General features: G+C 71.7%; 12 protein-coding genes. 10 read left to right on the forward strand and 2 right to left on the reverse strand.

Annotation, left to right across the window (positions count from 1 at the left end; all coding sequences use genetic code 11):
- The 8 genes from F9B16_RS51700 to F9B16_RS42915 all read left to right on the forward strand — a co-directional run.
- Positions 1-724, forward strand: a 724-nt coding sequence (locus tag F9B16_RS51700) for a hypothetical protein (RefSeq protein ID WP_225992447.1), incomplete at its 5' end; no start/stop codon positions are given.
- A 375-nt stretch (positions 725-1099) separates the two neighbouring features.
- Positions 1100-1813 (forward strand): hypothetical protein, encoded by a 714-nt coding sequence (locus tag F9B16_RS42885; RefSeq protein WP_151546006.1) that lies wholly within the window; start codon positions 1100-1102, stop codon positions 1811-1813.
- Positions 1814-2180: 367 nt separating this feature from the next.
- Positions 2181-3116 carry an NAD-dependent epimerase/dehydratase family protein gene (locus F9B16_RS42890; protein WP_151546007.1) on the forward strand — a complete coding sequence of 312 codons (936 nt, stop codon included), beginning with the start codon at positions 2181-2183 and terminating at the stop codon, positions 3114-3116.
- A gap of 8 nt (positions 3117-3124) precedes the next feature.
- Entirely contained in the window at positions 3125-3997 is an 873-nt protein-coding gene (locus F9B16_RS42895) for an RNA polymerase sigma-70 factor (RefSeq protein WP_225992448.1), read from the forward strand.
- 43 nt (positions 3998-4040) lie between these two features.
- Positions 4041-4532, forward strand: coding sequence for a metallophosphoesterase family protein (locus tag F9B16_RS42900; RefSeq protein ID WP_151546009.1), 492 nt, complete (start codon positions 4041-4043; stop codon positions 4530-4532).
- 404 nt (positions 4533-4936) lie between these two features.
- A complete protein-coding gene (locus tag F9B16_RS42905; protein WP_151546010.1) occupies positions 4937-5785 on the forward strand; it encodes a crotonase/enoyl-CoA hydratase family protein in 849 nt (282 codons plus the stop codon).
- Positions 5786-6386: 601 nt separating this feature from the next.
- The gene (locus F9B16_RS42910; RefSeq protein WP_151546011.1) at positions 6387-7994 is read left to right on the forward strand and encodes an SAM-dependent methyltransferase; all 1608 of its coding nucleotides are present in this window, start codon (positions 6387-6389) and stop codon (positions 7992-7994) included.
- 95 nt (positions 7995-8089) lie between these two features.
- On the forward strand, positions 8090-9376 hold the full coding sequence (locus F9B16_RS42915; RefSeq protein ID WP_151546012.1) for a cytochrome P450: 1287 nt from the start codon (positions 8090-8092) through the stop codon (positions 9374-9376).
- Positions 9377-9442: 66 nt separating this feature from the next.
- Here the strand turns inward: F9B16_RS42915 and F9B16_RS53750 are convergent, their stop codons facing one another.
- Positions 9443-9565, reverse strand: coding sequence for a hypothetical protein (locus tag F9B16_RS53750; protein WP_264159855.1), 123 nt, complete (start codon positions 9563-9565; stop codon positions 9443-9445).
- Between the two features lie 96 nt (positions 9566-9661).
- Between F9B16_RS53750 and F9B16_RS42920 the strand changes: the two genes are divergently transcribed.
- Positions 9662-10714 carry a DUF2332 domain-containing protein gene (locus F9B16_RS42920; RefSeq protein WP_151546013.1) on the forward strand — a complete coding sequence of 351 codons (1053 nt, stop codon included), beginning with the start codon at positions 9662-9664 and terminating at the stop codon, positions 10712-10714.
- A 144-nt stretch (positions 10715-10858) separates the two neighbouring features.
- On the forward strand, positions 10859-12244 hold the full coding sequence (locus tag F9B16_RS42925; RefSeq protein WP_151546014.1) for a nucleobase:cation symporter-2 family protein: 1386 nt from the start codon (positions 10859-10861) through the stop codon (positions 12242-12244).
- Between the two features lie 23 nt (positions 12245-12267).
- Here F9B16_RS42925 and F9B16_RS42930 read toward each other — a convergent pair whose 3' ends face one another.
- The gene (locus tag F9B16_RS42930) at positions 12268-13110 is read right to left on the reverse strand and encodes a patatin-like phospholipase family protein (RefSeq protein WP_151546015.1); all 843 of its coding nucleotides are present in this window, start codon (positions 13108-13110) and stop codon (positions 12268-12270) included.
- Positions 13111-13775 lie beyond the last annotated feature (665 nt).

A 13775-nucleotide genomic window follows, 5' to 3' on the forward strand; every position in this document is an offset into this window, starting at 1 on the left:
GACGCTGGCCGGGACGGCCCGCCCCGCCGCCGCGGCCGAGCGCTCCTACACCTTCGAGCTCGTCTTCGACGTCCCCGACACCGGCAACATGCAGGGCCTCGCCTACCAGCACGGCCGCTTCTTCGTCGGCTTCGACGTCGGCGGCGGCAAGGGCATCGTCCGCGAATACCGCCCCGACGGCACCAAGGTCAAGGAGAGCGCGCCGCTCGACGTCGGGCACGCCGCCGAGGTCAGCGTCCGCCGCGCCGACGGACTGCTCTACGTCGCGACCGGCGGCGGCACCAACCCGACAAAGGTGAACGTCGTCGACTGGACGGGCGAGCCGCGCATCGTCCGCACCATCGACTTCGGCTCCCTCGGCAATTCCGGTCTGGTGGCCGTCGATGATGAGCGCGACGGATTGCTGGTCCACGCCGGGCCCGGCGACAACGGCCCGTTCGTCTTCGCCTTCACCGACCTCGACGGGAATGTCCGCTCGACGTTCCCGCTCGGCTACCAGGGCGTTCCGCAGGGCCTGGAAATGTCCGGCGACAAGGTCCTGTACTACACCAACAACACGATCACGGTACTGGACCGCGCGGGCACGATCCTGGAAGCGATCACCATCCCGCTGACAGGCGAGAGCGAAGGCCTCGCCGTCGCCCCCGCGGGCCGCGGATCGCGCGTCTTCGTGGGCTACAACAAGCCCAACCGCGTCTACGCGATGACGCCGGCGTTCCGCTGACAGGCCAGGCGCGCGGCCGGGTCCGTCCAGTACCTCCCAAGCCCGGCCGCGCGCCTTCCCACCGGTTTCCGCACGCCCGCCGAATTCTTCCCGATGCGACCGTTCCAATTCCGGATCCGTTGTAAGATCCGGTGGTATCGGGCCTTCGGAGAGTGCCGATTCACGGGCAGGTGAGTGATCTTCGGTGTCCGTTTATCGGAATCCGATGAATTGCGGGCCTCTTTGCGAACCGCCCTATCCTTTCCGGGATCACTCGGGTATGAACAAGGGGTGATCGGCGCGGTCACGGCGGGATTCCGCGGGCCGCGCGCAGGGGGCCGCGCGCGGGCGCCCCCGCGCGCGGAGGCAGGAAACCCTCTCCGAGGAGGAAACCCCGTGAACGCTCCCGCCCGACTCGCGCGGCTCGCCGCCCCGGCGGCCGCCGCGTGCGCCGCGCTCGCGCTGGCGGCCGGCCCCGCGGCCGCCGCCACCACCACGATCCGCCAGGACACCGCCACCGGCGCGCCCTACGCCGGGAACTGGCAGATCTCCACCGTCGGCACGCTGAACTTCTCCACCACGTTCCTGGGCATGAACGTCACCGGCACCTGCGACAGCGCGCGGATGCAGGGCACCACCACCTCCGCCGGCGCCGGCGAGCTGACCGCCGCGTCCATCGGCGCGTGCCACACCTCCAACGGCTTCAGCTCGCCCGCCACCGACCTCGACCTCGGCGGCGTCTCCGACCGGTCCGGGCAGATCGCCTACGACCCGGTGCAGGGCGGGCGCGACGGCGTCATCGCCATCGGCGGCGACCTGCGGATCACCCTCAAGGGCCAGGTGCTCGGCCTCACCGTCACCTGCATCTACGGCTTCCGCACCGGCGGCACCGACGGGCTGACCTTCGATGTCTACAACCGCGACAACCCGAACCGGCCGCTGCCCGACGACGACCTCCAGGGCAAGTCCGACGCCATCCAGCTCGTCCGCGAGTCCGGCAGCAGCGGCCTCTGCCCGTCCAGCGGCACCGGCAGCGGCGCCGCCGTCGGCCGCGGCGAGAGCACTGCGGGCTCCGGCGTCTTCGACCGCAAGCTCTACCTGACCTCGTAGCCGGCAGGGGTAGCGGCCGGGCCCCGGGGCCGGTGCAAGGGAGTGGTCTTCCACCTCGGCGCCCGGCCGCCCCCTGATCCTCGCGGTGCTGGGTCGCCGTGCCGGGGCGGCCGGGGGCGTACGGCCGGATCCCATGGACGATTCGCGAGGGATTCGAGCCTAACCCCGCAGGTCAGCACGGTGTAATGACTCAGCGCTTACAGTTGTTTCCCACCGGTGTCCAGATCCCCGGGTGGCTAAATCACCCGTTTCCGGGCATGTGACCTGAATCACATGGCGGACTGTCACGCCCGGCGGATCCGTCCCGTCCTGATGCCGTAACCGACCTTCTCCCGGCCCCGCGCCGGGACGGACATCAGGAGAAGCCATGCGCGTTCTCGTCGCCGGATCCACCGGAGTCATCGGCAGCCGGCTGATGCCGCTGCTCGAGGCCGTCGGCCACGAGCCGATCGGGCTGTCGCGCTCCGGCCGCGGCCCCGGCCGCACCCTCGCCGCCGACGCGCTCGACCGGGACGCGATGTCCCGCGCCGTCCGCGAGGCCGCCCCCGACGCGGTCGTCAACCTGCTCACCGCCATCCCCGCCGCACTCGACCCGAAGCACCTCGCCCGCGACTTCGCGCTCACCAACCGGCTGCGCACCGAGGGCACCCGCAACCTCTATGACGCCGTCCGCGAAACCGGCGGCGCCCGCGTCCTCGCCCAGGGCCTCGCCTACGCGTACCAGCCCGCCGCCGGCCTCGCCGACGAGGACGCGCCGCTGTGGACCGAGCGCACCCCCAAGCAGTTCGCGCCCGTCCTGTCCGCCCTCATCGACCTCGAGACGATGACCGCCGACGCGGACGGCCTCGTCCTGCGGTTCGGGCACCTGTACGGCCCCGGCTCCGCCTACGCGCCCGACGGGTCGTTCACCGCCCAGGTCCGCGCCGGCAAGGTCCCGGTCGTCGGCGGCGGCCACTCCGTCCTGTCGTTCACCCACGCCGACGACGCCGCCACCGCGATCGTCGCCGCGCTCGACAAGGACGTCACCGGCGCCCTGAACATCGTCGACGACACCCCCGTCACGATGGCGGACTTCCTCGCCGGCTACGCCCGGATGCTGGACGCGCCCGCGCCCAAGCGCGCCCCCGCCGCGCTCGCCCGGCTCGCCGTCGGCGGCTGGGGCGTGGCGTTCATGAACGGGCTGCGCGGCGCCGACAACAGCCGCGCCCGGCTCCGCCTCGACTGGCGGCCCCGCCACCCGAGCTGGACGCACGGCATCGAGGCCGCCGGGACGGGCGGCGCCGCCTCCCGCGACGCGGCATGATCGGACCCATGGACTCGCGGGGAGGCGCCGCCGGCGCGTTCGAGGAGCACCGCCCGCTGCTGCTCGGGCTCGCCTACCGGCTGCTCGGCAGCATGTGGGACGCCGAGGACGTCGTCCAGGAGGCCTACCTGCGGTGGACCCGCACCGACCCCGCCGAGGTCGAGTCCCCCCGCGCCTACCTGGTGACGATCGTGTCGCGGCTCGCCCTCGACCAGCTCCGCTCCGCCCGCGTCACCCGCGAGGCCTACACCGGCCCCTGGCTGCCCGAACCGGTGTCCGCCGCCGCGTTCGGGCCGCTGGAGACCGCGGAGATGACCGACACCCTCTCCTACGCGACCCTGCACATGATGGAGCGGCTGTCGCCGCCCGAACGCGCCGTGTTCGTGCTGCGCGAGGCGTTCGAGCTGCCCTACGAGGAGATCGCCGGCATCGTCGGGATCTCCGCCGCGACGTGCCGCCAGCACCACCGCCGCGCGGAGGCGCGGCTCGCGGAGGGCCGCGACCGGTTCCGCCCGTCCACCGCCGACCACACCGAGCTCCTCGGCCGGTTCCTCGACGCCGCGCGCGGCGGCGACCTCGCCGCCCTCACCGACCTGCTCGCCGAGGACGTCGTCGCCTGGAACGACGGCGGCGGCAAGGTCCGCGCCGCGCTCCGCCCCGTCGTGGGCCGCGACGCGGTCGCCGCGTTCATCACCGGGCTCGGGTCCCGCTACGGCTTCGGCGAGGTCCGGATCGTCGAGGCCAACGGCGCGCCCGCCCTCTGGACGCACATCGACGGCAACGAGCAGCTCACCGCGTTCGACGTCCGCGACGGCCGCGTGCACGGGCTGTTCGCCGTCCTCAACCCCGACAAGCTGGGCCGCGTCCGTCCCGCCTCCTGACCCCGGCGAAGGCCGCGGTCTCCCGGCGTCGGACAATGGAGCGGTGAGAGCGGTGGTGGTCTCCGACACCCACGCGCCCCGGCGCTGGAAGGGGTGCCCGCCGCGGGTCGCCGAGCACCTGCGGGGCGCCGACGTCATCCTGCACGCCGGGGACGTCTGCGTCGCGTCCGTCCTCGACGAGCTCGCCCAGTACGCGCCCGTCCACGCCGTCCTCGGCAACAACGACGGGCCCGACGTCGCGGAATGGGGCGCCCCCGAGCGACTCGAACTCGACCTCGGCGGCCTCGCCGTCGCGATGGTCCACGACAGCGGCCAGGCCAAGGGCCGCACCGCCCGGATGCGGCGCTGGTTCCCCGCCGCCGACCTCGTCGTCTTCGGGCACTCCCACATCCCGCTGGACGAGACCGGCGACGGCGTCCGGATCTTCAACCCGGGCTCGCCCACCGACCGGCGCCGCCAGCCGCACGGCACCATCGGCCTGCTCGACATCGACGGCGGACGGCTGACCCGCGCGGAGATCGTTCCCGTCACCTGATCACCCGCGGGCACAATGTCCGTCCGCACGGTCTGCGGGGCGGCCTCCGCCGGCTCTACGACGCGTGGGGCGGGTCGCTTCGCGAACTGGAGTCGGCGCACACGGCGCGCACCTGGGACGCGATCCACATCCTGCTGACGGGATGCGAGAACGACGAGGACGCCAGGGGAGTCCCGCTCGGCCCGGCCCCCGCCCGCGAGCGCTACCCGCTGCTGCTGGAGATCGGGCCCTGCTCCTTCCACGACCACGACGGAGGCGACATGGTCACCAAGGGCCGGCTCGCCGACGACTTCGCGGTCCTCCGCGCCTTCTACGCCCGCGCCGCCGCGGCGGGCACCGCGGTCATCAAGGACATCTCCTGAGATGATCGGGTCAGTAAGACCGCACTTACGAAGGGGGCCGGCATGACCGACCGCGTGACCGTGCACGTCCACGAGGGAGTCGCCGACGTGCGGCTCAACCGTCCCGACAAGCTGAACGCCCTCGACATCGCGACCTTCGAGGCGCTCGCCGAGACCGGCGACGCGCTCGCCGCCGACCCGTCCGTGCGCGCGGTCGTGCTGTCGGGGGAGGGCCGCGCGTTCTGCGCCGGGCTCGACTTCGCCAACTTCGCCGCGATGGCCGGGGACGGGCCGTCCGGCGGTGACAGCGGCTCCGGCGGGCAGCGGTTCAAGCGGCTGCTGTCCGACATCACCGACCGCGAGCCTGGCCGCATCACCAACCTCGGCCAGCAGGCCGTGCACACCTGGCACGAACTCCCGCAGCCGGTCATCGCGGCCGTCCACGGGCACGCGCTCGGCGGCGGGTTCCAGATCGCGCTCGGCGCGGACATCCGGATCGTCGCGCCGGACGCGAAGCTGTCGGTGCTGGAAATTCGCTGGGGTCTGGTGCCGGACATGACCGGTACCGCCGCGCTGATGCGGCTCGTCGGCGAGGACGTCGCCAAGGAACTGACCTTCACCGGACGCATGGTCGGCGGCGACGAGGCCGTCCGCCTCGGCCTCGCGACCCGCACCGCCGACGACCCGCGCGCCGCCGCCACCGAGCTCGCCCGCGAGATCGCCGGCAAGAGCCCGGACGCGATCCGCGCCGCCAAGCGCCTGCTCAACCGCGCCGCCGAGGGCGGCGACCTCGCCGGCCAGTACCTGGAGGAGTCCCGCGAGCTCGGCGCGCTGCGCGGCTCGCCCAACCAGGCCGAGGCCGTCCGCGCCTACTTCGAGAAGCGCCCGCCCGCCTTCACCGACCCCGCCTAGAGCATTCCCGCGTGGGGTGAGCGACGGAACGCCGCGCTCATCCCACGTCGCGGAGCACGCCGGATCGCGAGTCGCCGCCGGCCCGACGGCTGGAATCGCCGGAATGTCAGGACCGACCGCGTCGCCGTCACCGCACCCGGAGAAGTGCGCGAGCCGCCCAGCCAGACCCACCGCGTGGTGAACTTCGCGGTACCGCCATCACCACGCCTCGCCGTCCGCCTCCTCTCCTGGTTCAGCGCGCCGTGGATGGTCGGCGGGGTGCAGCAGAGGAACCGAATCATCGGATTCCGCCCGCCGCCATCACGCAGCGCGCCAAGTCACAGAGACACTAACCGCTCAAAACCGCGCCTCTCACCAGTCACTATCCGGGCTCTCACCGTTCACTCACCAACTACTCACGACACACTCCATTACAAGCGGTCACGCCGCGTTTGAGCAGGTGGGGGAATTGGTGACCAATGGTGACGTTGGCCGGATCCGGCCACAGTTCTCCGCGCAACATCAACCCGTCAGATAAGCCGTCTCGACTCACGAATACTGAGCGACTGCGAAACCGGCTACGGTCTTGCTCCTTGCAGGTCACCAACAGGGGAGGTGCAGCATGCAGATCACCGTGCTGAACGGCGTCTCCGCCCGGGAAGGCGCGAAAGTTCACCGGCTCCAGCCGTTGATGGGCGCGGTGCTTCTCGCGCTCGTCGTCGACGGCGTGAACGGCCCCGTCGACGCCGACCGGCTGCTGCGCCTGGCCTGGGCCGACGGGTCCGCGGGCCGGCATGTACTGCACCAGACCATCACCCGGCTCCGCGCCGAACTAGGCCGCGACCGCATCGAACACGACCGCGGCACCGACACCTACCGCTTCGTTGCGCGGCCCGGCGACAGCGTCGACCTGTGGACGTGGCGAGAGCTGGTGGACCTCTGCGTCAAGCGTTCCACCAGCGACCCCTACGCCGCCGTCCACCTGTGGGAACGGGCGCTGAGCCGCTGGCCGATGACCGGTCTTCGCGGCCTGCCCGCCACCCCCGGGATGGACACGCTGATCAGCGGCCTGCGAGCCGAACGACTCCGCGCCGTCGAGCAGCAGGCCGAGGTACAGCTCCAGCTCGGCCTCCACAGCCAGGTCACCATCCAGCTAACGCCCCTGGTCCAAGAGTTCTGGCAGCGCGAGCACCTGCGCGGCCTCCTGATGACGGCGCTCTCGCGAGAACAACGCGGCCCCGACGCCGTCACCCTCTACCGCACGTACGCGGACCGGCTCGCGAACGAAACCGGCGGCGCGCCCGGCCGGCAACTGCAACGCCTCGCCGAGCAGATCACCACGAACAGCATGCCGCCGCAGGAGCTTGTGCTGCCGCCGCTGCCACCCGCCGATCAGGCCGTCATCGCTTCCGGCGCCGACCCCAACGAGCTGTCCATCGCACGCATGTGCGTCACGCTCTTGGACGCCCACCCCGCCGCCCCGTACAACACCGCCCTCGACCGGGCCTCGACACTCACCGTGATGGCCCTGTTCGAGCGTCTGTCGCGCCTCGAAACCGAAAACCTCGAGTTCGGGCACCGGTTCGCGCGGGCCGCCATCATCAACCACGGCATCAGCCGGTTCTTCGAGCTCGGGGCCCTGCCGCCCGGCTGGTACAGCATGCACCGCGCGGTGAATCTCGCCTCACCCGATGCCCGCGTCATTTACGCCCACCGTGACGCGGCACTTGTCGCCCACTCCCGGCAACAGCTCCGCGAGAACGACAGCGTCGATTTCGTCCGGGGCAGCATCCTGTCCGCGCAACGCCTCCTCGAGGAACCGGCCGTCCACGAGCTGTTCCAGCTCGACAAACCCCTCAGCGAACGTGAACCGGTCGCCGTGGTCGATCGCCACGAGATCAATATGGTCAGTCCCGTCCACGACCTCAAGGCGATGTACGCGGTCCTGGTCGAGCAGATGCCGGCCGGGTCGATGCTCGCCATCACCGCACCCACTCCCAAGGACATGGATCCACGGATCGCCGAGCATCTCGCTGAGGTCTTCGGGGGCCGGCCCACGTCCGAAGCGATCCACGTCCGCACGGCCGAGGAGCTCGTCGCGGTCGTTCCCGACGGCCTGGAGCTGCTGCCGCCCAGCCCCACAGACAGCTTCCGCTTCTGGCCCGAGCCCGGTCCGGCCGGCGTGCCTGGGCCGTGGCGGCAGAACAGCATCGTGGCGATCAAACGGTGACGGCGAGCGCCCGACGTCGCGAGCATTGACAGCCGATCGGGTCTCTGCTGATCTTTACAACGCAGCAGAGGAACCATGGCCTGAAAGGCGTCAAGGTGACTCTGACCCCCCACGAGCAGCCGTCGTCCGGCTGCCCCGCTTTCCCGTTCGGTGAGCCGGCCGACCCGCTCGGCCTCCCGGCCGTCCACACCGACCTGCAACAGCAGGGACCGGTGTCGAAGGTCGCGCTGCCGCCCGGCCAGAGCGACGCTGAGGCGTGGCTTGTGACCGGACATGAGGAAGTGCTGCGCGTCTACCGCGACGGCGAGGTGTTCCAGCGGGCCCCGGCCGACGGAGTTCAGCCGTTCTTGAAGGCGTCGCCGATCATCATCGCCCTGGACGGCGAGCACCACCGCCGCGTCCGCGGCCTCGTATCGGGCGCGTTCAGCCCCGCCAAGGTCCGCAAGTTGCGCCCCGCCATCGAAGACTTGGCCGGCGACCTGCTGGACGAGATGCTCGCCGGCGGCGAGCCCGGCGACCTCGCCGAGGACTTTGCGATGCGGCTCACCCTCGGCACCATCGCCACCCAGTTCGCCATCCCTGAACAGGACTATCCGCAGTTCCGCGCGTGGGCGGAAGCGCTCATCACCGTCAGCCCCGACCAGGCAGAGGCCGCTCAGACCGCCATGGAGGCCATGGTCGGCTACATGGCGCAGCTCATGCCGGAGCGCGCCGCCGACCCCGGCGACGACCTGGTCTCGCTGGTCGCCGTGAACGCCCGGCAGGCCGGCGTCGACGACTTCGAGGCCGGGCTGCTGGCCGCGAGCCTGGTCACCGGCGGCTGGGAGAGCACCGGCGGCGCCCTGGTCTGCCTCGTCCACCGCCTGCTCACCACCGACGGCCCGGACGGCAACAGCCTCTACTCGGCGCTGTGCGGCGACCCCACCCTGATCCCCACCGCGATCGAGGAACTCCTCCGGGTCGTCCCGAACTCCGTGCTCGCCGCGACTCAGCCGCGCCGCGCCGCGTGCGACGTCGAGCTCGGCGGGGTGCTGATCCGTGCCGGCGAGGTCGTCATCCCGAGCCCGGACTCGGCCGGCCGGGACCCGAAGGTGTTCGCCGAGCCCGAGACCCTGGACCTGGCCCGCAGCCCCAACCCGCACCTGGCGTTCGGCAACGGCGCCCACGTGTGCATCGGCGCGCCGCTCGGCCGGCTCGAGCTCCAGGTCGCGCTGGAGCTGCTGACCCACCGGCTGCCTGCGCTGAGGCTCGCCGTCCCGGCGGACGAGCTGGTGTGGCGGTGGGACCGTAGCGTCATCCGCCGGCCCGAGACCTATCCGGTCGCCTGGAGCCCCACCGCCATCATGCAGTCGTTCGGACGACTCCACCCGAAGAGCGTGTGAGCCCCGTCCGGCGTTTACCGGGCGGGGGGCGACACGCCCCCGCCCGGCCGGGAGGCCGACCGCCGGTCACAGGAACGAATAGGACGCCAGGGCCACAAGGTCGTCGCCGTCGAGGGCGACGACCTTGTGGGCCTGGCGCAACTGGCCGGGGCGTTCCTCGGGTGCCCTTCTGAGGAACGCCGCGTTCATCCCACGTCGCGGAGCACGCCGGATCGCGAGCCGTCGCCGGGTCGATGACTAGAATCGCCGGAATGCCGGCGACGACCGCAGGAAGCACCGCGACCCGTGGGTAGGACCCTTGCCCAGACGTACCGGCGCTTCGGCGAGGTCGACGCCGCCGGGACACTGTACGAACGCGTCGCCGTCGCCCTGGGCGATTCCGGCGAGGCGCTGCGCGCGATCGAGGCGGCGCCGGCGCGGAAGCGGAACCCCGCGCTGATCCTCGCCGCCCTGCACGACCTCGCCCTCGCCGGACGCGCCCCGGCGCTCGCCGCGGCCTATGCCGCCGCGGACGGCGACGCCGCCTCCGGCGCGGCGATCGACACGCTGCTGCGCGAGACGGACGCGATCGTGGACATCGTCGGCCGCCGGCGGACGCGTCCCGACGAGACCGGACGCTGCGCCGTGCTGTATCCGGCCATCGCCGAGGCGGCGCACCGCGCCGGCGCGAACGCGGTCGGGCTGATCGACGTGGGCTGCTCGGCCGGACTCAACCTCAACGTCGACCGCGTCGCGATCACCTACGGCGTCGGACGACCGCTCGGCGACCCGTCGTCCCCCGTGCGGATGTCATGTTCGAACGTGGGCGACCGGCCCGTCCCGGCACGGGCGCTTCCCGAGGTCGTCGCATGGATCGGCATCGACTCCGACCCGGTCGATGTGACTGACGCGGACGACGTCCGATGGCTGCGCGCCTGCGTATGGCCCGGCCTGCCCGAACGAACCTCGATGCTCGACGCGGAGATCGCGCTGGCGGCGACGGACCCGCCACTGCTGCTGCGCGGAGACGCCGTCGACCTGATGGCCGACGCCTTCGCCCGCGTGCCTGCGGGTGCCCTCCCCGTCGTCACCACCACATGGACGCTGTCGGGCTACTCGCTCGAGAACCGCCTGCGATTCCTGCACCGCCTCGACGAAGCGGCCGCTGAACGGCCCGTGGCGTGGGTGTCGGCGGAAGGAGTCGGAGTCGCACCGGCGATACCGACCCTCGGCGACCGCCACGCTTCCGGCCACAGCATCCTCGGCCTGGCGGTGCTCGACGGTCCGCGCCTGCGCGCCGAGGCCATCGGCCGTTGCTGGTCGCGCGGCCGCCTGCTGGCGTGGCTGGCGGACTCCTAGAACCCCGGGGCCACCGGACCGGCCCGGCGCGCAGGCCGCCACGATCGGGCCCGGCGGGGGCACGGCGGCCCGGCACCGGTATCTTCTGCCGTCGTGATCAGGCCCTCCACCTGGTCGGACCCACCCCCGGAAGGCAAGGCAGGCATGCCCGAAGAAGGACCGCGCCGGCACCCCGTCGACGAGGTGCTCCCCGTCCCCAAGCTCGCCCTCTACGGTTTCCAGCACGTCCTGGCGTTCTACGCCGGCGCCGTCGTCGTCCCGATCCTGGTCGCCGGCGCGATCGGGCTGTCCCCGCAGCAGCTCGTCTACCTGATCAACGCCGACCTGTTCACCTGCGGGATCGCCACCATCATCCAGTCGCTCGGCGTCTGGAGGATCGGCATCCGGCTGCCCATCGTGCAGGGCGTCACGTTCACCGCCGTCGCCCCGATGATCGCCATCGGGCAGGGCGCCGCGAACGCCACCGCCGGGCTCCTCGCGATCTACGGTGCCACCATCACCGCCGGCCTGGTCACCCTCGTCGCCGCCCCGTTCCTCGGCCGCGTCCTGCGGTTCTTCCCGCCGCTCGTCACCGGCACCGTCCTGACGATCATGGGCCTGGTGCTGCTGCCGAACGCGCTCACCGACGCCGCCGGCGGCGCCGCCGCGAAAGCCGCCGGCAAGGACTTCGGCAGCTGGAAGCACCTCATGTACGCCGGGGGCACGCTGCTGTTCATCGTCGTCCTCTACCGGCTCCGGCGCCCGTTCCTCAGCAGCATCGCCGTCCTCCTCGGCCTCGTCGGCGGGACGGTCGTCTCCTACGCGCTCGGCGACACCGCCTTCGACCAGGTCGGCAAGTCCGACTGGTTCGGCGTCACCACGCCGTTCCACTACGGCGCCCCGACCTTCCACATCGGCCCGATCATCGCGATGCTGCTGGTCATGATGGTCACCGTCGTGGAGACCGTCGGCGACTCCAAGGCCACCGGCGAGATCGTCGGCAAGGACGTCACCGACGCCGACATCACCCGCGCGCTGCGCGCCGACGGCCTGTCCACCTTCCTCGGCGGCTCCCTGAACGCCTTCCCCTACACCTGCTTCGCGCAGAACGTCGGGCTCGTCCGGCTCACCGGGGTCCGCAGCCGGTTCGTGGTCGTCGCCGCCGGCGCCGTCATGATCGTCCTCGGGCTGTTCCCGAAGGCCGCCGCCTACGTCGCGTCCATCCCGCCGGACGTCCTCGGCGGCGCCGCCGTCGCGATGTTCGGCATGGTCGCCGTCGTCGGCATCCAGACCCTCGCCAAGGTCGACCTCCGTCAGGAGCGCAACGCCCTCGTCGTCGCCGTCAGCATCGCGCTCGCGCTGCTGCCCACCGTCGTCCCGCAGTTCGGCGAGAACATGCCCAAGGACGTCGCCGCGATCCTCAACAGCGGCATCACCATCGGCAGCATCAGCGCGATCGTGCTGAACCTCGTGTTCAACGTCTTCACACGCACGCCCCCGCAGGAAGAGGACGCCGCCGTCCCGCCCGCGGAACCGGCCACCACCAGTTGACCGCGCCCGCGGCCCGCGGCCCGTCACTTCCAGAAGGCGGCGATCCCCGACGCGGCCGCCCTGCCCTGGGCGAGCCCGGCCTCCGCGGACGGCGTCCGCGTCGCCGGATCCAGCGGATCGGCGCCGAACGCGGCCGTCGACGCCTCGTCCGGACGGACCACCTCGACGCGCCCACCCGCGGCCTTCACCGTGCTCACCTCGTCCTCCAGCGTCGGATCGTCCATCGGCGCGGCCAGCAGGACCCGCTCGTACCCGGCGGCCAAGGCGAGGTTGTTCGCCGACTGCACCCCGCCGTCCACGTAGCGGACGCCGCCGATCGTCACCGGCGGCCAGATCATCGGGACCGCGCAGCTCGCGGCGATCGCGTCCACCAGCCCGACCCCGGACTCGCGGTCCAGCACCCGCAGCTCACCCGTCAGCGCGTTCACGGCCGTCACGAGCAGCTTCCGGACGGGCCACTCGTGCGACGGCAGCCGCTCCTCGATCACCGCGCGCCGCTCCGCCTCCGTCACGGTCTCGGCCGCGAGCGCCCGCGCACCGAGCCCCTGACGCACCGCCACCGGGTCGCCCTGGTGCTCGTAGGCCAGCTGCATCCAGGTCTCCATGACCGTGCTCACCGACACGCCCGTCGGCACCAGCTCCCGGTTCTGCAACGCAGGGTCCGCCTGCCGCGCGTACAGGTCCTTCAGCGGCAGCCCGCTCGCGACCTGGGCGGCCACGGCGGAGCCCGCCGACGTGCCGACCAGCAGGTCGGCCCCGGTCACGTCCACGCCCTCCTCGGCGAGCCCGAACAGCAACCCGTTCAGCCAGGCGATGCCCGCGACCCCTCCGCCGCCCAGCACCAGGGCGCGTCCCTTGTCGGTCATGTCCGTCCTTCCCTTCGGTGACCGGTAGAGCGTAGGGAGACCGTCCGCCATTCCGGCGCCGCCCCGATATGGCGCCCGTCACGCCGGCCCGCCCCCGGCCCGGTCCGGCGCCCTGGCGCGTCGATTTGACGAGGCCGCGCGGACCACGTAAGTTAACCCCTCGTCCCCCTCACGGATGCAGGACGCCTGCACGGCGGCCGGCCGATGGGGAAACCACCACTCAGCAGCCGACGCGGCTTCGTCGTGTCAGCCGTGCCGTGATGGCGTCGGTAAGGCCCGATTTTGCAAAACGGGCCGGATCTGATGAAATGGGAACACCGCCCGGAAGGGACGCGCAAGCGGACCGGAAAGGCAATCGGAAAAGCCCGGAAATTGACACTCCGAGCGGATCTGATAAAGTAAGAACAGTCGCCCCGGGGCGGGAAACGCGAAAGCGGATCTCACACGGTGGGTGTCCGTTTCTTGAGAACTCAACAGCGTGTTAAAAGCCAGTGCCTTTATCGACTCGGCTAGTCGGCCGGGTCGCCCCGTGGCCATCTCTTCTGAGGTGGTGGGGATTTCTTTGAGGCAAGCGATCCTCTTGGATCGCATTGCTGGGATTTTCTTCTGAGGTTTGGCTGCTTCGGGGTTCGCCCCCTGGGGTGGTCGTTTGGACCTTGATGGAG

Source organism: Actinomadura montaniterrae, assembly GCF_008923365.1.
Taxonomy (GTDB): Bacteria; Actinomycetota; Actinomycetes; order Streptosporangiales; family Streptosporangiaceae; genus Spirillospora; species Spirillospora montaniterrae.